At 73.4% G+C, this 18232-nt stretch carries 18 protein-coding genes; 5 read left to right on the top strand and 13 right to left on the bottom strand.

Features of this window, described 5'->3' with window-relative positions:
* Positions 1 to 116: 116 nt before the first annotated feature.
* Positions 117 to 2159 (bottom strand): chloride channel protein, encoded by a 2043-nt coding sequence (locus Athai_RS07860; protein WP_203960871.1) that lies wholly within the window; start codon positions 2157 to 2159, stop codon positions 117 to 119.
* A gap of 61 nt (positions 2160 to 2220) precedes the next feature.
* Positions 2221 to 2718 (bottom strand): MarR family winged helix-turn-helix transcriptional regulator, encoded by a 498-nt coding sequence (locus Athai_RS07855; RefSeq protein ID WP_239156792.1) that lies wholly within the window; start codon positions 2716 to 2718, stop codon positions 2221 to 2223.
* A 247-nt stretch (positions 2719 to 2965) separates the two neighbouring features.
* Between Athai_RS07855 and Athai_RS07850 the strand changes: the two genes are divergently transcribed.
* Complete coding sequence (locus Athai_RS07850) at positions 2966 to 3163, top strand: hypothetical protein (protein WP_203960870.1); 198 nt, start codon at positions 2966 to 2968, stop codon at positions 3161 to 3163.
* 60 nt (positions 3164 to 3223) lie between these two features.
* On the opposite strand, the gene Athai_RS07845 is transcribed toward Athai_RS07850, so the two are convergent.
* Entirely contained in the window at positions 3224 to 3790 is a 567-nt protein-coding gene (locus Athai_RS07845; RefSeq protein WP_203960869.1) for a TetR/AcrR family transcriptional regulator, read from the bottom strand.
* Positions 3791 to 3938: 148 nt separating this feature from the next.
* Here Athai_RS07845 and budC point away from each other — a divergent pair, with 148 nt between their 5' ends.
* Together budC and Athai_RS07835 are read left to right on the top strand one after the other, a co-directional pair.
* A complete protein-coding gene (gene budC / locus Athai_RS07840) occupies positions 3939 to 4706 on the top strand; it encodes a meso-2,3-butanediol dehydrogenase (RefSeq protein WP_203960868.1) in 768 nt (255 codons plus the stop codon).
* A 14-nt stretch (positions 4707 to 4720) separates the two neighbouring features.
* On the top strand, positions 4721 to 5686 hold the full coding sequence (locus tag Athai_RS07835) for an alpha/beta hydrolase fold domain-containing protein (protein ID WP_203960867.1): 966 nt from the start codon (positions 4721 to 4723) through the stop codon (positions 5684 to 5686).
* 137 nt (positions 5687 to 5823) lie between these two features.
* On the opposite strand, the gene Athai_RS07830 is transcribed toward Athai_RS07835, so the two are convergent.
* From Athai_RS07830 to Athai_RS07800, 7 genes are all read right to left on the bottom strand, one after another.
* The gene (locus Athai_RS07830) at positions 5824 to 7416 is read right to left on the bottom strand and encodes an ABC transporter permease (protein WP_203960866.1); all 1593 of its coding nucleotides are present in this window, start codon (positions 7414 to 7416) and stop codon (positions 5824 to 5826) included.
* Positions 7413 to 8366, bottom strand: a complete 954-nt coding sequence (locus Athai_RS07825; protein WP_203960865.1) for an ABC transporter ATP-binding protein — start codon at positions 8364 to 8366, stop codon at positions 7413 to 7415. Before Athai_RS07825 ends, Athai_RS07830 begins: the two co-directional genes overlap by 4 nt.
* A complete protein-coding gene (locus Athai_RS07820) occupies positions 8363 to 9001 on the bottom strand; it encodes a TetR/AcrR family transcriptional regulator (RefSeq protein ID WP_203960864.1) in 639 nt (212 codons plus the stop codon). Before Athai_RS07820 ends, Athai_RS07825 begins: the two co-directional genes overlap by 4 nt.
* A gap of 88 nt (positions 9002 to 9089) precedes the next feature.
* The gene (locus Athai_RS07815) at positions 9090 to 9875 is read right to left on the bottom strand and encodes an ABC transporter permease (protein ID WP_203960863.1); all 786 of its coding nucleotides are present in this window, start codon (positions 9873 to 9875) and stop codon (positions 9090 to 9092) included.
* A 207-nt stretch (positions 9876 to 10082) separates the two neighbouring features.
* Complete coding sequence (locus Athai_RS07810; RefSeq protein WP_239156791.1) at positions 10083 to 10853, bottom strand: ABC transporter permease; 771 nt, start codon at positions 10851 to 10853, stop codon at positions 10083 to 10085.
* Entirely contained in the window at positions 10850 to 11845 is a 996-nt protein-coding gene (locus Athai_RS07805; RefSeq protein ID WP_203960862.1) for an ABC transporter ATP-binding protein, read from the bottom strand. The genes Athai_RS07810 and Athai_RS07805 overlap by 4 nt, the downstream gene beginning before the upstream one ends.
* Positions 11846 to 11946: 101 nt before the next feature.
* Positions 11947 to 12942, bottom strand: a complete 996-nt coding sequence (locus tag Athai_RS07800; RefSeq protein WP_203960861.1) for a winged helix-turn-helix domain-containing protein — start codon at positions 12940 to 12942, stop codon at positions 11947 to 11949.
* Between the two features lie 155 nt (positions 12943 to 13097).
* Here Athai_RS07800 and Athai_RS07795 point away from each other — a divergent pair, with 155 nt between their 5' ends.
* Together Athai_RS07795 and Athai_RS07790 are read left to right on the top strand one after the other, a co-directional pair.
* On the top strand, positions 13098 to 13961 hold the full coding sequence (locus Athai_RS07795; RefSeq protein WP_203960860.1) for an SMP-30/gluconolactonase/LRE family protein: 864 nt from the start codon (positions 13098 to 13100) through the stop codon (positions 13959 to 13961).
* A gap of 22 nt (positions 13962 to 13983) precedes the next feature.
* Positions 13984 to 15291 (top strand): lanthionine synthetase LanC family protein, encoded by a 1308-nt coding sequence (locus Athai_RS07790; RefSeq protein ID WP_203960859.1) that lies wholly within the window; start codon positions 13984 to 13986, stop codon positions 15289 to 15291.
* A gap of 12 nt (positions 15292 to 15303) precedes the next feature.
* Here the strand turns inward: Athai_RS07790 and Athai_RS07785 are convergent, their stop codons facing one another.
* The 3 genes from Athai_RS07785 to Athai_RS07775 all read right to left on the bottom strand — a co-directional run bounded on the left by Athai_RS07785 (position 15304) and on the right by Athai_RS07775 (position 18038).
* A complete protein-coding gene (locus Athai_RS07785) occupies positions 15304 to 16134 on the bottom strand; it encodes an aldo/keto reductase (RefSeq protein WP_203960858.1) in 831 nt (276 codons plus the stop codon).
* Between the two features lie 138 nt (positions 16135 to 16272).
* Positions 16273 to 17439, bottom strand: a complete 1167-nt coding sequence (locus tag Athai_RS07780; protein WP_203960857.1) for an SGNH/GDSL hydrolase family protein — start codon at positions 17437 to 17439, stop codon at positions 16273 to 16275.
* Entirely contained in the window at positions 17436 to 18038 is a 603-nt protein-coding gene (locus tag Athai_RS07775; RefSeq protein WP_203960856.1) for a TetR/AcrR family transcriptional regulator, read from the bottom strand. The genes Athai_RS07780 and Athai_RS07775 overlap by 4 nt, the downstream gene beginning before the upstream one ends.
* Between the last annotated feature and the right edge of the window lie 194 nt (positions 18039 to 18232).

The raw sequence follows: 18232 nt of genomic DNA, 5'->3' as shown, positions 1-18232 counted from the left end.
CAAACAGGACCAGTGGCCTTCGCGACCCCCGAAACGGGACCGCCGCAGCCGGCACGCGGACTTCGAGACAGCTCCCGGCCCAGCCGTGGCTCGCCTCGGCGGCGACCCGTACCGGATCAGGCCGGGGTGCGCTCGGCGGCCAGGTCGGTGAGGGTGTCGGCGTGCTCGGTGGGGACCAGGACGGTGACCCGGTCGTCGCGGGCCAGCTCGGTCCCGGCGGTGACCGGGACGGCGTGGCCATCCCGGCGCAACGCCATCACCCGGGTGTTGGGCGGCCAGTCGATCTGCCCGATCTGGCAACCGACCAGCGGCCCGCTACCCGTCAAGGCCAGGGTCACCACCCGGAATCCGCCGAGCGCAGGTCGGTCCGGGCGGGCCCGTTCGGCGGTGGCGCGCACCGCCTGCCGGTAGGCGGTGAGCACGTCCCGGTGGGTCAGCCAGCCGACGATCCGGGTGCCGTCGTCGGACAGCACCGGCAGGCCGTCCTCGTCGGCGTCGTTGAGCAGGTCCAGTGCACTGCTGAGGTTCTGGGTGCCGGACAGCGCCGGCGGCAGCGCGGCGAGCCGTCCGGCGTTGTCGTCGAGCGCGTTGTCGGTGGCGGCCCGCTCGGCGTCCCGGGCGGTCAGCACGCCACGGTACCGACCCGTGCCGTCGACCACCGGCACCACCGCGTCGTCGGTGTCGGTGAGCCGGGCCAGCACCGAGTCCAGTGGCGCGTCGGCGGCGATCGGCGCCGGCATGGCCCGCATCGCGGCGGTCACCGGCATCGACTCCAGCGGGCTGGCCGGCTTGCCGCGCAGCAGGTCGATGCCGCGACGGCGCAGCTTGAGGGTGTAGATGGTGTCCCGGGACAGCTTCCTCGACAGCGCGGTGGCGAGCACCACCGCCGTCATCAGCGGCAAGATGATCGAATAGTCGCCGGTCAGCTCGAAGATGATCAGCACCGCGGTGATCGGCGCCCGGGACGTGGCGGCGAACACCGCGCCCATCCCGACGATCCCGTACGCGCCCGCCGAGCCGACGATGCCCGGCACCCCGGCATGGGCGAGTTGACCGAACGCGGTGCCGAGCATCGCGCCCAGGAACAGCGAGGGTGCGAAGACCCCGCCGGAGCCGCCGACCGCGATGGTCAGGCTGGTCGCCAACATCTTGCCGGCCAGAAGTATCAGCAGGAACCACAGCACGTAGTGCCCGCTGATCGCGCCGGACAGCACCGGGTAGCCCACCCCGTACAGCTGGGGCAGGACGAGGAGCACGCCGCCCAGCAGCACGCCACCCACCGCGGGGCGCAACCATTCCGGGCCGCGCCACAGCTTGTCCGCGAGGTCCTCGATCCCGTACAGCACCTTGACGAACGCCACGCCCACCACCGCGGCGAGCAACCCGAGCAGCGCATACGCACCGAACTCGGCGGGCGAGGTGAGGTGGAAGGCCGGCAGGTGCAGGAACGGCTCGTCGCCGAACACCGCCCGGCCGATCACCGCCGAGGTCACCGAGGCGAGCACCACCGCGCCGAACGACTCCACGCCGAAGTCGCCGAGGATCAGCTCCATCGCGAAGAACACGCCGGCGATCGGCGCGTTGAACGTCGCCGAGATACCGCCGGCGGCCCCGCAGGCGACCAGCAACCGCAGCCGCCGCTCCGGCAGCCGCACCAGCTGGCCGAGCGAGGATCCGAGCGCCGAGCCGATCTGCACGATCGGCCCCTCCCGGCCGACCGAGCCGCCCGAACCGATGCACAGCGCCGACGCCAATGCCTTGACGACCGCCACCTGCGGGCCGATCCGGCCGCCGCGCTCGGCGACCGCGAGCATCACCTCCGGCACCCCGTGCCCGCGCGCCTCCCGCGCGAACCGCTGCACGATCGGCCCGTATATCAGGCCACCCACCACCGGTGCCAACACGACGAAGAAGATGCCCAGCCACGGCACCAACGGGTTGATCGCATGCCCGACGTCGGAGTAGTCGGAGTGGCCGGTGAACAGCTCGGTGAACCAGCCGATCAGGTACCGGAACGCGACCGCGCCGAGGCCGGCGCCGGCGCCTACCGCCAGCGCCAACGGAATCAGCCCCGTCGGGGTCCCGCGTAACCAGTCGAATCCCCGCGCCAGTCGCGTCGAGGGACGCCGCACGACCGACGCCTGTGCTTCGCTGCTCATGCCCGCTCTCCGTGGTTCGAGGTACTGGTGCGGCAAGGCACACGCGTCCCGGAGCGCCGGGTCATGCCCTGCTCTCGTCCTCGTCCGGCAACGCGAAGCCCAGCCACCACCCGGTTTCCGGGACCTCGCCCGCCGCGTCGGCGAAGGCCCGCAGCGCGCCCTCCGCGCCGGCCCGCTCGGCGGCCGGCATCGTCGCGACGATCCGCGCCACCTCGGTCCGGCGACGGCGGGTCACCGTTCGGACCAGGCGACTGCCGGCCGGCCGCAGCGCCACCGACACCGCCCGACGATCGCCCGGGACGGGCCGTCGCTCCACCAGATCCGCCCGCACCAACCGCTCGATCAACCGGGTCGCCGTGGACGGGTTGACCCCCAACTCGGCGGCCAACTCGACGCCACGCTGCGGCCCGCGACTGGCCAGCACCACCAAAGCCCGGTACTGCGGCAGGGTCACCTCCGACGGCAACCCGGCGACCGATCGCGCTGCCACGGCCACCAACGCGCGGCTGGCCGAGATCAACGCATCGACGAGGTCGTCCCCTGCCGCCGTTCCATGCACCAGGACATTATTGCCCTATGCAATGACCATCCGCCACGTCAGGTGGCCGGTATCACGTCGGAGCGTCAGCCCGCACGAGCGCTCGGTACCGCGCGCCGGCCGCGACGACACCGGCCGGTACCGCCGGGCCGAACCCGGCGCCGTTGACGGGGCGCGTTCGGACGGTAAGGTAGCCGACCGTCGCGCCCCTCAGCCTCGACCGCGCCGGGACGCTGTCCACTTCGGACGAACCGGGAGGATCGACGGCGTGCCACGCTCCGCGGACAACGAACGCACCTACACGATCCGGCAGCTGTACGCCGAACTCGCCCGATACCACCAGACGTTGCAGGACACCGGGCGGCACTCGCCCAGCACGATCGAAACCTACGTGGTGCATCCGGTACGGTTCCTGCGCTGGCTCGCCGGCGACTACGACCCCCGCCAGTCCGACCCGTGGCCGTGAACAGGGTTCCCGGACAAGGCGCAAACCCGGAGTCGGCGGGGATCAGGCGCTGCGGGTCGGTTATTTCAGGGCGGCGGCGGCGAGACGCAGCTCGCGGAACGCCTGGTCCAGTTCGCCATGCAGGCCGAGCGACGGATCCTGCATCCACCGGTGGGTGGCAATGGTGAAGGCGTCCATCCCGACCTGAGCGCACAGCGGGGCGGTGCGGGCATCGACACCACGAGCCCGTAGCGCGTCGGTCAGCGCGCCGACCAGCAGCGCGTGCTTGGCCAGGGATCGTTCCCGCAGCGCGGGGGTCTGCTCGATGAGGCGGGCGCCGGGCTCGGTGAGCGGTCGGTTGCGCTCGAACAGGGGCACCGACTCGTGGAAGGCGGCCCGCAGCGTGGGCAGTGCCTTGGTCCCGTGCGGCACGGCGGCGACGGCCGCGACGAGCAGGTCGCGCAGTTCGGTCTCGCGGTCGAAGAACATCTCGCGCTTGTCCGCGAAGTGCCGGTAGAAGGTGCGCTCGGTGACGCCCGCGCGGGCGGCGATGGCCTCCACCGGGGTCTGGTCGAACCCGCGCTCGGTGAACAGTTCGAGGGCGGCCTGCAGCAGTCTCCGACGCGCTGCTTCTCCACTCCTCGGCATGGGCACGACCCTACCACGTTGCGTCAGACGCTGACGCCTTGTTACGTCAGTAACTGACCAATCTTTGCGTCAGACTCTGCCACGTTGTAGCGTCAGACTCTGACACATCTGTTGTCAGGAACTGACGGAAAACCTGGAGGTTGTGCGCGTGCAACGTCGATTCGACGGCAAGACCGTGATCGTCACCGGGGCCAGCTCCGGCATCGGGACCGGCATCGCTCGGCGCTTCGCCGACGAGGGCGCGAACGTCGTGCTCGCGGCGCGGCGCCGGGACCGGCTGGACGCGCTGGCCAGCGAGCTCGGGACCGACCGCACCCTCGCGGTCGCCACCGACGTCACCCGACCCGACGACGTACAGGCGATGGCCGACGCCGCCGCGACCCGGTTCGGCGGCCTGGACGTGCTGGTGTCCAACGCCGGCGTCGGACTGGGCAAGCAGTTCGAGCAGACCACCCTCGACGACTGGCGATTGGTCATGGACACCGACGTGGACAGCTGCTTCCTCGGCGCCCGGGCCGCGCTGCCCCACCTCAAGCGCAGCCGCGGCAGCATCGTGCAGATCGCCTCCGCCTCCGGGCTGGGCGGGGACCGGATGCTCAGCGCCTACAACGCCGCCAAGGGCGCGGTCGTGAACTTCACCCGCGGGCTCGCCTTCGACCTCGGCGAGTTCGGCATCCGCGTCAACACCGTCGCACCGTCCCTGACCATCGGCCCCGAACACGCCGACGATCCCCGGGTGGCGGCGCTGGTCGAACGGTTCGACCGGCGCCGGGCGCTGCCCGGTTACAGCACGCCGGCGGACATCGCCGCCGCGGTCGCGTTCCTCGCCTCCGACGACGCCCGCTTCGTCACCGGCGCCATCCTGCCCGTCGACGGCGGCATCACGGCCGGCAGCGGCCAGCCGCCGCTGTACTGAGAGTGAGTCGACCCGTGAACTACGACATCGATCCCGAACTCGCGGCGGCGCTCGCCGCCATCCCGAAGGGCCCCAACGGTTCCCTGCTGGATTTCTCCGACATCCCGGCGTTCCGTGCCCGGATGGACGCGGCGAGCCGGCAGCTGCCCGTACCCGAGCCGGATCCCCGCGTCCGCATCGAGACGCTCGCTGTTGCGCGCGGGGACGGAACGACCCTCGACGTGGTGATGTTTCACCCTGACGGGCCCGATCACGCCCGCCCGGCGCTGGTCTACTTCCACGCCGGCGGTCAGGTCATGGGCAGTGCCCACGACCGCGCCGGTTTCGCCTACGGTGCTGCCATCGCCCGCGAACTCGACATCGTGCTTGCCGCGGTCGACTACCGGCTCGCACCCGAAACCCCCGCCCCCGGCGCCGCCGAGGACGGCTACCTCGCCTACACCCACCTCGCGGAAACCGCGGCGAGCAACGGGATCGACCCGGATCGCATCGGACTCGCCGGCGCCAGCGGCGGGGGCGCCCCGGCCGCCGCGACCGCGCTGATGGTCCGGGACCGCGGGGACCGCCGGCCCCGGCTGCTGTCGCTCAACTACCCGATGCTCGACGACCGGCACCGGACCCGGTCCAGCCAGGAGATCGTCGATCTCGGCATCTGCGACCGCCGGGAGACCCGGTACGCCTGGGCGGCCGTGCTGGGTGACCGGGTCGGCGCCGACGACGTGCACCCGTACTGCGCGCCGGGCCGGGCCACCGACCTCGCCGGGCTGCCGGACACCTTCATCGCGGCAGCCCAGTACGACGTCTTCCGGGACGAGAACGTCGACTTCGCGCAGCGGCTGGTCGCCGCCGGTGTCCCGGTCGACCTGCACCTCTACGCCCACGCGTACCACGCCTGGGACGTCTTCGCCCCGTCCTCGGCCCTCGCCGCCAGCTTCGAGCGGACCTGGCACCAGTACCTCCGCCAGCGGCTGCACGGCTGACCGGCCACCGCCGCGCCCGGCGCGCCGGGCCGTGCTGCGAAGCCCGGTGTGCCGGGTCCTGTTGCGGAACCCGGCGCGCCGGGCGGTGCGAAGCCCGCGTCCCGGGCCTGCGCCGACGGTCCCCGCTGCCGGTCCGCTCAGGACCGGGGCACGTCCCGGCGGCGGAAGGTGACGAACCCGGCCACGGTCAGCACGATGGCGACGACGGCCAGCGCGGCGAGATCGGCGGGGTCGACCGTACCCAGCGGTGGGTTCCCGACGTGCGTGCTGGGAGCGAGGTCGAGGACCCACTGCGCGAGTTTCAGGCCGGGGCCGAGGAAGGCGATGAACGTCGCCACCGCGTACCCCGCCCAGGCGAGGCCGAAGCCGCGCGGCCACCAGCCGAACAGTGCCAGCGCGAGACCGCCGAGCACCAGCTCCGCCGGCAGATAGGCCAGGCCGGCCGTGATGATCGCGCCGAACTCGGCGGTGTTCCCCACCGACTGCGCCGTCGCCAGCCCGAGCACCACCGAGGAACCGACGACGACGAGTACCAGTCCGGCGGCGACGACGGCCGCGTGCCCGGCCAGCCAGCGGCCCCGGGACAGGGTGCCGGCGAGCCGGGTCTCCAGCCGGCCCTGGGACTCCTCGGCACGCAGGGTGCCGATCGCCTGGATGACGTAACCGGTGCCGATGACCGCCAGGTACAGCTGGGTCACCGCGGCGAAGCCGTCCAGCGGTCGACCGCCGTGGATGCCCATTGCGGTGGCGAGCGCCGGGTTGCCGGCCATCGCGTCGAGAAGCTGCCGGGCCAGCGCTCCCATCATCGCGGTGAGCAGCACCCCGCCGGCCAGCCAGCCCGCGGTCGCCGGGCCGTGGATCCGCACCGCGAGGCCGATCGGCCCGCGCCCCCACCGGGTCGCCCGCGCCGGGCCCGCACCGCCACGCAGCAGGGCGCTGCCCAGGTCCCGTCGGGTCGCCAGCCACACGGCCGCACCGGCCGAGGCGAGCCCGACGGCCACCGGGATCGCGAGCACCCACCACCGCTGGCGGGCGAACGGCGCCGTCTTCTCGACCCAGCCCAGCGGAGACAGCCAGCTCGACCAGCTCTTCGTGGTGTCGCCGATGCCGCGCAGCACGTACCCGGCGGCCAGCACGATCAGGCTCCAGGTGTAGACGCCGCGGGCATGGTGGACGAGCTGCGCGAGCAGGGCCGCGATCCCGGCGAATGTGAAGGCCAACGCGCCGAGCGCCGCGCTGTAGAGGATCGCCGCCTGCACCGGGACCCCGGCGACCGCCAGGCCGGCGGCGAACAGTGCCGAGGTGGCCAGTACCGCCGCGCTGGCGACGGTGAGCGCCGCCAACACGGGCTGGTGCCGGGCGATCCGGCCGCCGAGGAGCGTCTCGAGCCGGCCCGACTCCTCCTCCCGCCGGGTCGAGCCGGCGACCAGCGCGATACCCAGCAGCGGAAGCAGGAACGAGGCCAGGAAACCGAACTCGTCCTGGATCACCCCGCCCAGGCTGTCGATGCCCTCGACGTGGCCGTTGATCGCGGCCAGCGCGCTGCCGGAGGTGACCGCCGCGGCGTAGCTGTGGATCTTCGCGGGGGTGTCGTAGAGGCCGGCGATGGAGGCGGCCGTCCCGATCATGCTCGCGGCGAGGGCGAGCACCCAGACCACGATCCCGCGCCGCCGGGTGCGCCAGACGATGCCGACCATGGCGGGAAGGCCGCCGGCCGGTCCGGCGCTCATCGCGCCGCCCCGGCAGCAGCATCGCCGCTCTCCCGGGCGTCGAGCGCCTCCCCGTAGCTGTGCAGGAACAGCGCATCCAGGCTCGGCGGGGTGACGGTCAGGGTGTGGATCCGCGCGGCGTGCAGGCCGCCGATCACCGCGTCGAGGTGCTCGGCGTCGATGGTGAACCTGATGTCGAGCTTGCCGTCCAGCGGTTCGCAGGCCCAGTCGGCCACTCCTGCCGCGCGGGCCAACCCGTCGGGTTCGCGGGCGGTGACGGCATGCACCGCGGTCCGGGTGTGCCGGCGCAGCTCGGCGAGGCTGCCGGTCGTGACGGTGCGGCCGTGGCGGATGATGCTCACCCGGTCGGCCAGCGCCTCGACCTCGGCGAGCAGATGGCTGGACAGCAGCACCGTCACCCCGTCGTCCCGGCGTTCGCGCACGCACTGCTGGAAGGCCTGTTCCATCAACGGATCGAGCCCGGACGTCGGTTCGTCGAGCACGAGCAGGTCGGCCGCCGCGGCGAAGGCCGCGACGAGCGCGACCTTCTGCCGGTTTCCCTTGGAGTAGTCCCGGATTCGTTTCGTCGGGTCGAGATCGAAGCGCTCGATCAGCTGGCGCCGGCGCTGCTGGTCGACCCGGCCGTGGGTGGCACCGATCACGTCGATGCACTGGCCGCCGGTCAGGCCGGGCCACAGCGCGACGTCACCGGCGACGTAGGCCAGCCGCTCGTGCAGCCGGGCGGCGTGTCGCCAGGGGTCGGCGCCGAACAGTTCCACCTGCCCGCTCGTGGCCCGGCTCAGCCCGAGCAGGATGCGAATGGTGGTGGACTTGCCTGCCCCGTTGGGCCCGAGGAAGCCGTGCACCTCGCCCGGCCGTACGGTGAGGTCCAGCCCGTCGAGGGCGCGAACCTTGCCGAACGACTTGGTCAGGTCCCGTATCTCGATGACGGCGGTGGCCGAGCGTTTCACGAGGGTTCCTCCCCGGGCGCGGTCACGAACACGCCCTTCGTGTAGACGGCGGTGACCGCCCGGGTCCAGCGGGCGATGCCCTCCGGGGTGAGCGGGTCGACTCCGATCGCGGCGGCGATCTGGTTGCGCAGCAGCACCAGCGAGAGGTCGTTGACCAGCAAGAACGCCGCGAGCGTCGCCGGGTCTTCGGCCGGCTGGACGGCGCCGATCGCGGTCAGCGACTCGAGCATCCGGCGGGTCAGCGCGACCCAGCGACCGAAAAGCGCGGCACCGGCCGGGTCGTTGACGAGCAGCAGCCGGCGCAGGTAGGCGGGCAGCGGGGAGCCGTGCGGGAAGGCGCGCGCGAACATCTCGGCGACCGAGACCCAGTTGTCCGAGGTCACCGCAGCCGTCAGGTCCTGCTCGTCCATCGCGAACAGCGTGTCGAAGGCGTGCCCGGCGTACTCGTCCACCGCCGCCCGCAGCCCGTCCTTGCTGCCGAAGTGGTGCACCACCAGCGCGGGTGAGACGCCGGCGGCGGCCGCGATCTCGCGCATGGTGACGGCATCGTGCCCCCGCTCGGCGAACAGGCGCAGCGCCGCGTTGCGGATGGTGGCCTTGGCGGTGAGATCTCCCTCGTCGGCGACTGAACTCATGTTCATGATGCTAAACGCTTGTACAGCCCGCCGGCAAGGCCGCCGACGCACCGAAACGGCGCGCGACGGGAGCTGCCACCAGTACGGATCAGAGCAGGTCGAGCGTCGCGTGGCGGCGGCTGCCGCGCTCGAAGGCGGCCAGCAGCACGATCGCGAGCAGGGCGTAGCCGACCGCCAGACCCAGCTCGGCGCCGAGCGGCGCGACCAGCGCGGACAGCCGCGCGCCCCCGGCGGCCTCGCGGGCGGCGGTCGCCGCGTGCCGCAGCGGCAGCAGCGCGCCGGCCACCCGCAGCACCGGCGGTAACGCCGCCGGTGCCACGTTGACGCCGCTGACCAGCAGCAACACCGCGTCGGCGACGTTGGACACCAGCCACACGTCGCGGAAGCGCAACCCGATGGAGCCGAGCGTGAGACCGAAGAACGCGCAGCACAACGACCCGGCGGTGATCGCCAGCGCCAGCCCGGGCAGCGCCCGGACGCCGATCGGTACCCGCAGCAGCAACGCACCGACGATCAACGTGAACGCCGACACCAGCACGCCGTTCACCGCGTACGGCAGGGCGCGGCCACCGAAGACCGCGGCGCGGCGCAGCGGGGACAGCAGCAGCGGACCGAGGGTGCCGTACCGGCGTTCGTTCGCCACCGCCATGGTGCCGCCGTACACGCAGGCCAGCGCGGCACTCAGCACGGCGTTGCCGACCAGGTAGCCCAGATCGTCACCGACGTGCAGGGTGCGGCCGAGGTAGACGAAGAACAGCAGCTGGAAGATCGGGGAAACGAGCAGGGTCCCGACGAACATGGCCGGCGTGGTCCAGTTGAACAGGGCCCGGTAGGCGATCGCGCCGCCCACCGTGAGCAGTCTGAGAGTGCGCATGGTTCCTCACTGTGACAACCGATCCGGCCAACCCGGATCCATTGTGGATGGACGGGGGTCCGAGGTTCGGGTACGAAGGTGGGCACGGTCCCGGCGGGCGTGACGCCGGATCCGCAAACGAAGGCGGGCACCGTCTCGGGGGCGGCTACACGGGGTCCACAATGGACTGCTGGGTACCGGCGGAGCCGCCGGTCCGGCCGGCCGCGCTCAGGTCAACGCGAGGGTCGCGGTGACCCGGGCGCGCCGTTCGACGAAGTGCAGTGCGAGAGTGCCGAGGGCCAGCGCGATCAGCGCCTCGCCGACGCACACCGCGAGCGCCGGCCACACCGGGCCGCCGGTCACCGCCGCCCGCAGGGCGCGGGCGCCCCAGGTGGTCGGCAGCGCGGCGGCGATCGGTCCGGTCCACCCGGGCAACGCGGTCACCGGCACCAGCATCCCGGACAGCAGCCAGACCGGGTAGCCGAGCGGGTTGACGATCGCGTTCGCGTTGCGCAGCAACACGAACGTGCTCGCCAGCAGCAGCCCGAACGCGCCCAGCGCCAGCACGCACACCGGCGCGGCCAGCACGAACCACAGCGGCGCGGCGAACGACGGCGGCACCCCGAGCAGCAGCACACCCCACAGCAGCGTCGCGAGCACCGAGTACAGCCCGACCAGGCCGGTCGCCAGCGTGATCGGGAGGATCTTGAACACCGGCCGCATCGGCGTGATCATCAGGATCTCCAGGGTGCCCTGGAACCGCTGGTTCTGGATCGCGGCGCCGGAGCCGAACAGCACCGAGGACCAGACGCCCATCATCCCGGCGCCGACCGCGGCCAGCAGCAGCGCCGGCGGGTTCGTGCCGGCCCGGAACAGGTAGACCGCGAGCGTTGCCTGCACCAGCGGTACCAGCAGCGAGATGGTGATCTCCAGCGGTGACCGGCTCTGCTGCTTGACCTGCAACAGGGTGCCCAGCAGCAGCATCCGTACCGGGTTCACGCCGCGGCCCCGGTCCGCGCCGAGTTGACGATCGCCACGTACGCGTCCTCCAGCGTCGGTGCGCGCGTCTCCACCCGGCCGAGCCGTACCTCGGCCAGCTCCCGCAGCACGGCGGGCTGCACGTCGACGTGCGCGTCGGTCTGGATGTGCAGCGTCTGCTGCTGGCCGGCCACCTCGACCGTCGCGTCGCGCACCCCGGCCAGCGCGTCGAGGCGCGCCAGATGCGCGTCGGTGACCCCGTACGCCTCGACCGACAGCACCCGCCGCCCGGCCGCCGCGTGCTTGAGCTCGTCGGCGGTACCGATCGCGGCGAGCCGGCCGGCGGCGATCACCGCGATCCGGTCGCACAGCTCCTCCGCCTCGGCCATGTAGTGCGTGGTCAGCAGCACCGTGGTGCCGGAAGCGGACAGTTCGGCGATCATCGCCCGCAGCTCGCGGGCCGCCACCGGGTCCACCCCGATCGACGGTTCGTCCAGGAACAGCACGTCCGGTTCGGGCAGCAGCCCGCGGGCGATGTGCAGCCGCTGCCGCATGCCCCGCGAGTACCCCTCGACCCGTTCGTGTTCGCGGCCGGTCAGGTCGACCCGTTCCAGCAGGGCACCGATCCGGGCCCGCTGCTCGCGCGCCGGCACGCCGTACAGCTCGGCGAAGTAGCGCAGGTTGTCCAGCGCCGAGAGCCGCTCGTAGAGGCCGCGGTCGCCGCCGAACACGTACCCGATCCGGCGCCGCACCGCGCGGGTGTCACGCACCACGTCCAGCCCCATCACCCGGGCCGTACCGGACGTCGGGGCGAGCAGCGTGTTGAGCATCTTGATGGTCGTCGTCTTGCCGGCGCCGTTCGGGCCGAGCAGCCCGAACAGCTCGCCGCGCGCTACCGCGAAGTCCACCCCGCGGACCGCCTCGACGGTGCCGCGCCGGGGGCGCAGCCAGCCGGTCCGGGTCCGGTACGTGCGGTGCAGCCGCACCGCCTCGATCGCCAGTTCACCTGCCATGCCGGGCACGGTAGGAAGCCGCCGCCGGCCGGCGCCAACGATTCGGCAGCGCCCGAATCGACCGACCCGGAGGCGCCGACGGCGCGGGCCCGACCGGCCGGTCAGGCGACCGTGCCGGCGGCGGCCTCGGCCAGCAGCGTCAGCAGCGCGGTACCGGTCTCGGTGGCCTGGTAGAGCACGGTACGGCCGTGCCGGCGGCGGGCGACCACGCCGGCGGCGACCAGGGTGCCGAGATGCTCCGACACGGTGCTGGGGGCCAGCCCGAGCCGGCGTGCCAGCATCCCGGTACTGGTCGGGGCGACGAGCTCGCGCAGCAGCGTCGCGCGCCCCCGGCCCACCAGCAGCGCCAGCCGGTCGGCGGGCGCCGGCGGTACCGGCTCGCCGGCCAGCACCGCGGCACCGCGCGCCTGGTAGGAGACCGCGGTGACGCGCGGGTGGTCGGTGGAGCACATCAGCCCGCCACGGGAGAACACCAGCGGGATCAGCAGCAGTTGCTTGTCGACCACCCGTTCCCGGTAGTCCACCTGCTTCACCAGGGTCAGCACCGGACGCTGCCAGCGGACCCGGTCGTGCAGGTCGGCGAGCAGCGCGTCCGCGCCGTCGGTGGCGAGCGCGCGGGCACGGTGCAGCAGTTCCTCGTCGAGCACCGCCCGCAGCGCCGGCCAGTACGGTTCGATCGCCCGCTCGTGGTAGGCGAGCAGCTGGTCGGCGAGCCGGCGCAGCGCCGCCCGCGGCTCCGTCCGGAACGGTGCCAGGGCCGCGGGCGAACCGCCCGGATGGTGCCGGTCGAGCTGCGCGGCGACGACGGCCGGATCGGTGTCGCACAGCGCGGTCAGCTCGTCGGCGATCGTCGGCGCCGGCCCGGCCGGGATGGGCGACAGGAAGTCCGGCGAGTTGCCGTCGGTGGCCGCCGGGTACCACCCGATCCCGGTGGCCGCCACCGCCTCGACCGCCCGGCGGGCCCAGTCCTGGTACGGGTAGGGCGGCCGGCCACCGGTGCGGTGCACCAGGTGCAGGCTGCACACGGTCTCCCACAGCGGGCTCAGCGCGATCCGGGTGCGGGACAGTGTCGGCTCGTCCAACTCGATCCGGATCACGCCAGGAGCATAGACAGCCCGGCGGCGGCGCGGCGGCGAGTGTGACGGACGCTGCCGACGCCGGATCGGGACGAGCCGTCGATGTGCACCCACCGGCGACGAACCCGGCAGCGCATGCCGGCCCCGCGGCCCGTACCAACCGGTACCGTGACGGCGTGCTGAACGAGTACCTGCTGCCCGGCGACGGCGTGTTCCCGGAGGGGATCACCGAGGGCCCCGACGGCGTCACCTTCTACGTCTCCAGCTACGCCCAGGGCACGATCTTCCGCGGCCACCTCGACCGGGCCGAGACCGAGGTGTGGCAGCCCGCCGGCGCCGACGGGCGCACCCAGGCGGCCGGGATGGCGGTCGATCCGGCCGGCCGGCTGCTGGTGTGCGGCGGCCAGACCGGACGGCTGTTCGGTTACGACACGGGCAGCGGCGCGCTGGTCGCCCGCCACCGGGTGCCGGATCCGACCCTGCTCAACGACGTGTGCGTCGCCGGCGGGTACGCGTACCTGACCGATTCGGCCCGGCCGGTGCTGTGGCGGGTACCGCTGGGTGCCGCGGTGGGCGCGCCCGAAGAGTGGCTGACGGTGCCGGATCCGGGCGAGTTGCCCTATCTCAACGGGATCGTGGCGCTCGATGCGGGCGCCACGCTGCTGGTCGCGGCGCAGGGTACCGGCCGGCTGTGGCGGGTGGAGGTCGCGACCGGGACGGTCGAACCGGTCGACGTCGGCGGGGTGCCGGTCAACGGCGACGGGATGGTCGTGGTCGGCGACCTGGTCTACGCCTGCGACAACATCGATCTGCCCGACGGCGGTGCGGAGTACGTGCTGACCGCGCTGCGCCCGGCGCCGGACCGGCGGTCGGCGGCGATCGCCGGCCGCTGGCCGCAGCGTCTGACCGACACCCCGACCACCGTCGCGCACCTGGGCGACCGGCTGCTGCTGGTGCACTCCCAGTTCGCCGGGCAGCACGACGGCAGCGCGGCGGCGCCGTTCACGGTCGGCGCCGTCCCGGTGCCGCCGGCCGGCTGACCCCGCGCCGTACCCTGGGCGGGTGCGTGCGGCGACGGAGTACCGGGAAACCGGCGAGGCGGCCTGGTCGTGGGTGCTGGCGCAGCTGCGCGACGACGACGGGCCGTGGCTGCCGGAGACCGTGCCCACCGGCGACGCACCGGAGCCGGCGCCGGCCACCGACCGGGACGGAACGTACGGCGGGGTCGCCGGCCTGGCGCCGGTGCTGGCCGAGATCGCCCGGTCCCGGCCGCTCACCGGCGCCGAGCGCGAACTGGCCGACGGCATCGTGCGCCGGCTCACCGCGACCGCGCCGGAGCGTACCGAACCGTCCTGGGCCGACGGCCTCGCCGGCCACGTCCTCGCGCTGCGCCAGCTCGCCCCGGGTGCCGAGCGCGTCGCGCTGCACCGGTTGGTCGAGCTGAGCACGCCGGACGGCTGGCCCACTACCTTCGAGCTGGAGACCAGCGCCCCGGTCACGGACCTGATCATGGGTACCGCCGGGGTGGTGCTGGCCGCCGCGTGGGCCGGCGGCCCGGACGCCGGCGCGCTCACGGCGACCGGCGGTGCCGCGCTGCTGCGGGCGGCCGAGGAGACCGGCGACGGGCTCGACTGGCGGCTGCATCCCGGCTACCCCGCCAGCACACCGAACTTCGCGCACGGCACCGCCGGGGTGGCGAGCGCGCTGGCGGTGGCGGGCACGGCGCTGGGCCGGGACGACTTCGTCGCCGCCGCGGTGCGCGGTGCGCGCCACCTGCTCGCCGTCGGGTCGCTCGCCGACGGCGGTTTCGTCGTCCCGCACACCCTGCCGTACTCCAGCCGCGACGTCGAGCCGGTCACCTACGGCTGGTGCCACGGGCCGACCGGGCTGAGCTACCTGTTCGCCGCGCTCGGGCACGCCGGGGTACCGGACGTCGGCGGTCACCCGGTGCCCGAGCTGCGCCGGCGCTGCGTGCGCGCGGTGCTCGACTCCGGCCTGCCGCGCCGGCTGCGGCCCGGTTTCTGGGACAACGACGGCCGCTGCTGCGGTACCGCCGGCGTCGGCGACATGCTGCTCGACACGGCCCAGGACACCGGCGACGGGCAGCTGCTGGCACCGGCCCGCACGATGGGCGACGCGCTGCTCGACCGCGCGGTCCGGGACAGGACCGGCGCCCGGTGGCGGTTCGTCGAGCACCGGATCGAGCAGCCGCTGCTGCCACCCGGCACGTCGTGGATGCAGGGCGCCGCCGGCATCGCGGCGTACCTGTTCCGGCTCGCCCGGGTGCTCGACGACGGGCTCGACGCCCCGGTCGTGGACCGGCCCGAACAGTGGTGGGCGGTGCCGGCCGCGCTGCGCGTCACCGGGTGAGCCCGGCCGCGGTCACCACCAGGCGTTCTCCTGTGCCCGGTCGGTACCGCCGGTGCGGTCCAGGCCGTCCAGCGCGGCCATGTCCTCGTCGGTGAGGGCGAAGTCGAAGACCTGGGCGTTGCTCTCGATGCGCTCCCGGTGGGTGGACTTCGGCAGCACGACCAGCCCGCGTTGCAGCGCCCACCGGATCAGCACCTGGGCCGGGGTGCGGCCCAGCCGATCGGCGATCCCGGCCACCCGCCGGTCGCCCAGGTGCCGGCCGGTGCCCAGCGGGCTGTACGCCTCGATCGCCACGTCGCGCTGCTCGCAGGCCGACAGCAGCCCGCGCCGGAACTCGAACGGGCTGAACTGCACCTGGTCGACCACCGGCGGCACCTCGGCCACCTCGAACAGCGACGACAGCTCGGCCACGTCGAAGTTGGACACCCCGATCGAGCGCGCGTAACCGCGCTCGTGTGCCCGCTGCATGCCGTCCCACGCCCAGGTCGGCCCGCCCTGCGGCCAGTGGATGATGTACAGGTCGACGAAGTCGACGCCGAGCCGCTCCAGGCTGCGCTGCACCTCCTGCTCCGGGTCACGGTGGCCGGGAAAGAACTTCGTGGTGAGGAAGACCTCGTCACGCGGCACCCCGCTGTCGCGCAGCGCCCGCCCGACGCTGCGCTCGTTGCGGTAGGCCTGCGCGGTGTCGATGTGCCGGTATCCGGCGGCCAGCGCCCACCGCACCGCGTCCTCGCACTCGCGCCCGTCCGGGATCTGCCACACCCCCAAGCCCAGTAGCGGGATCTCGTTGCCGTCGGCAAGCACCCGGGACCGCCGGTCCGCCGCACTGGCTGGGTCTGTCATCGCACGCTCCTCCACTCGGTTGGGCCACCGTCGAGCGTATCGATCCGGGACGGCCCGGTCCGCCACAACCGGGAGTCGGCAGCGAACCGGTCCGGCCCGTGGCACGGGCGGTGGGCCGCGGCAGCTACCGTCGTTCGGTCACGAACGCGCCGGTGGCCGCGCGCCGGCGAAGGGGCCGTCGCCGGCGAACGCGTACCCGGCGAAGCGCCGGGCGATCCGTTCGTGGCTCGCGGTGTCCGGATGCAGGGCATCGGGCAGCGGAAGCTCGTCGGCGTCGGCGGCCCCGTACAGCGTCCGGCCGTCGAGGTAGTGGAGTGCCGGGTCGTGCCGGCTTTCGACGATCTCGGCGAGCGCGTCGCGGATGACGGTGAGCGTCAGCCGGCCGAGCGCCCGGTCGCCGGGCGACCCGCTCGCCGCGAAGCGCAGCCGACCGGTCCGCAGGCTGTCCGGCTCGATCATTCCCGGCCCTGGCGTGTCCTCGTGGATGCCGCAGAAGACCGGCGAGACGAGCAGCAGCGGCGTCGCCGGGTGCCCGTCGCGGATCGTGTCGAGGAAGCCGTGCACGGCGGGCACGAATGCCCGCCGGCGCATCGCATCCGAGTTCACCACGTTGATGCCGAGCTTGAGGCTGATGAAATCGGCCGCGGTGTCGCGGATGACGCGGGCCAGGAACGGGTCGACGAGTGCACTGCCGCCGAAGCCCAGGTTGCGCAGCTCGACGCCCGCCTGCCGGGCGGCGATGGACGGCCAGGTTCGCGCCGGGGTCGTGGCGTTCGAGCCCTGGCTGATCGAACTGCCGTGATGGACCCAGACCGGGCCCGGCGACTCGGCGGGGGCGACCGGTGCGTCGCCGCGGAGGTCGAGGAGCTGTACCGACTCGTTGTGCGGCAGCCACAGCTCGACGCGCTTCTCCCCCGCCGGCAATCCGTCGAAGGCCGAGACGTGCGGTGGTCCCGGAACGCGGTGGCTGGCACCCGTGGACAGGTCGATCTCGACCGCATCGCCACCGGTCAGCGTGTCGCTTGCGACGAGCCGGCCGTCGATCACCAGATCGACACTTCCGCGCGGGCGTGCGATCCCCCGGTACGTGGTGTGGGTGGGGTGCGTCACCAGCTCCAGCCGGCGCGCCGCGGTCACCCCGACGACGCGCACCCCCGCGGGCTGGGCCTCGGCGAACAGCAACTGCGGGTCGGCGAGCCCCGCGCGCACCCAGCCGGGAAGACGATGTGGCAGCACTCCGCGAGGCGTTCTTTCGAGATCTTCGAAGCCGCGGAGCAGGGCGGGTGAGATGGGGGTGACGATCATGACTTCTCCTGTCGGGGACCTTCCTGGGGCGGCGCTGCCGGCCAGTGGCGCAGCAGTGCATCGAGGGCGTCGACGGCGCGCTCCCAGGACACGTCGGGTTCGGGGTCGCGGTACGCGAAGCTGCCCGCGCGTTCCAGCGCCAGGTAGCCGGCGATGGCGCCGCCCAGCAACCGGATCGCGTGCACGTGCTCCGACTCGGGCAGGGCGTAGCCGCGCAGCACGGCGCCGGTCAGTGCCACCACCGATCGCGCCGCCTCCGACGCGGCCACCGCCTGGTCCGCGCGCCGCTGGAGCGACTGCCAGCGACCGGGTGCCTCGCTGGCGAACCCGCGGTGCGCCTGCATCAACCCGCGCAGCGCGGTGCGCCCGGATCGGCCCGCGGTCGCGAGGGCGATCCGGCTGCCGAGCTCGCGCAGCGCGGCCTCGGTGATGCCGTCGCGGAGCGCGGCGAGGTCGCGCACGTGGGCGTAGAGGCTGGGAGCCCGCACTCCGAGCCGGCGGGCCACCTCCGACAGCGAGACGGCCTCGAAGCCCACCTCGTCGGCGAGCGCCCCCGCGGTGTCGACGATGCTGGCGACGGTCAGGGCGGCGCGTGGCATGCGACCAGCCTATCACCATTAGAGATTTACCTATAGTCTATAGAAACCCCTGGTGATCGCGCCGGACCGGCGGTGCACCCGCCGCCGATCCCCGAGGACGACGGCGAGGCCGGCTTCCTCGTCCGAGGCGAGGCCGCCCCGGACGAGCCGACCGGCGCCGGCTATTACCCGCAGGTAACATATCGTCGCCGTAT

The organism is Actinocatenispora thailandica (assembly GCF_016865425.1).
GTDB classification, from domain to species: Bacteria; Actinomycetota; Actinomycetes; order Mycobacteriales; family Micromonosporaceae; genus Actinocatenispora; species Actinocatenispora thailandica.
Note: the sequence above shows the minus strand (reverse complement) of the source record. Positions and strands in the feature narration are given on the sequence as shown.

Bases quoted from the DNA above. Each gene is read 5' to 3' on its own strand.
- Athai_RS07860 (WP_203960871.1), bottom strand. From the start codon at position 2,159: ATGAGCAGCGAAGCACAGGCGTCGGTCGTGCGGCGTCCCTCGACGCGA.
- Athai_RS07845 (WP_203960869.1), bottom strand. From the start codon at position 3,790: ATGCCGAGGAGTGGAGAAGCAGCGCGTCGGAGACTGCTGCAGGCCGCC.
- Athai_RS07830 (WP_203960866.1), bottom strand. From the start codon at position 7,416: ATGAGCGCCGGACCGGCCGGCGGCCTTCCCGCCATGGTCGGCATCGTC.
- Athai_RS07820 (WP_203960864.1), bottom strand. From the start codon at position 9,001: ATGAGTTCAGTCGCCGACGAGGGAGATCTCACCGCCAAGGCCACCATC.
- Athai_RS07815 (WP_203960863.1), bottom strand. From the start codon at position 9,875: ATGCGCACTCTCAGACTGCTCACGGTGGGCGGCGCGATCGCCTACCGG.
- Athai_RS07805 (WP_203960862.1), bottom strand. From the start codon at position 11,845: ATGGCAGGTGAACTGGCGATCGAGGCGGTGCGGCTGCACCGCACGTAC.
- Athai_RS07785 (WP_203960858.1), bottom strand. From the start codon at position 16,134: ATGACAGACCCAGCCAGTGCGGCGGACCGGCGGTCCCGGGTGCTTGCC.
- Athai_RS07780 (WP_203960857.1), bottom strand. From the start codon at position 17,439: ATGATCGTCACCCCCATCTCACCCGCCCTGCTCCGCGGCTTCGAAGAT.
- Athai_RS07775 (WP_203960856.1), bottom strand. From the start codon at position 18,038: ATGCCACGCGCCGCCCTGACCGTCGCCAGCATCGTCGACACCGCGGGG.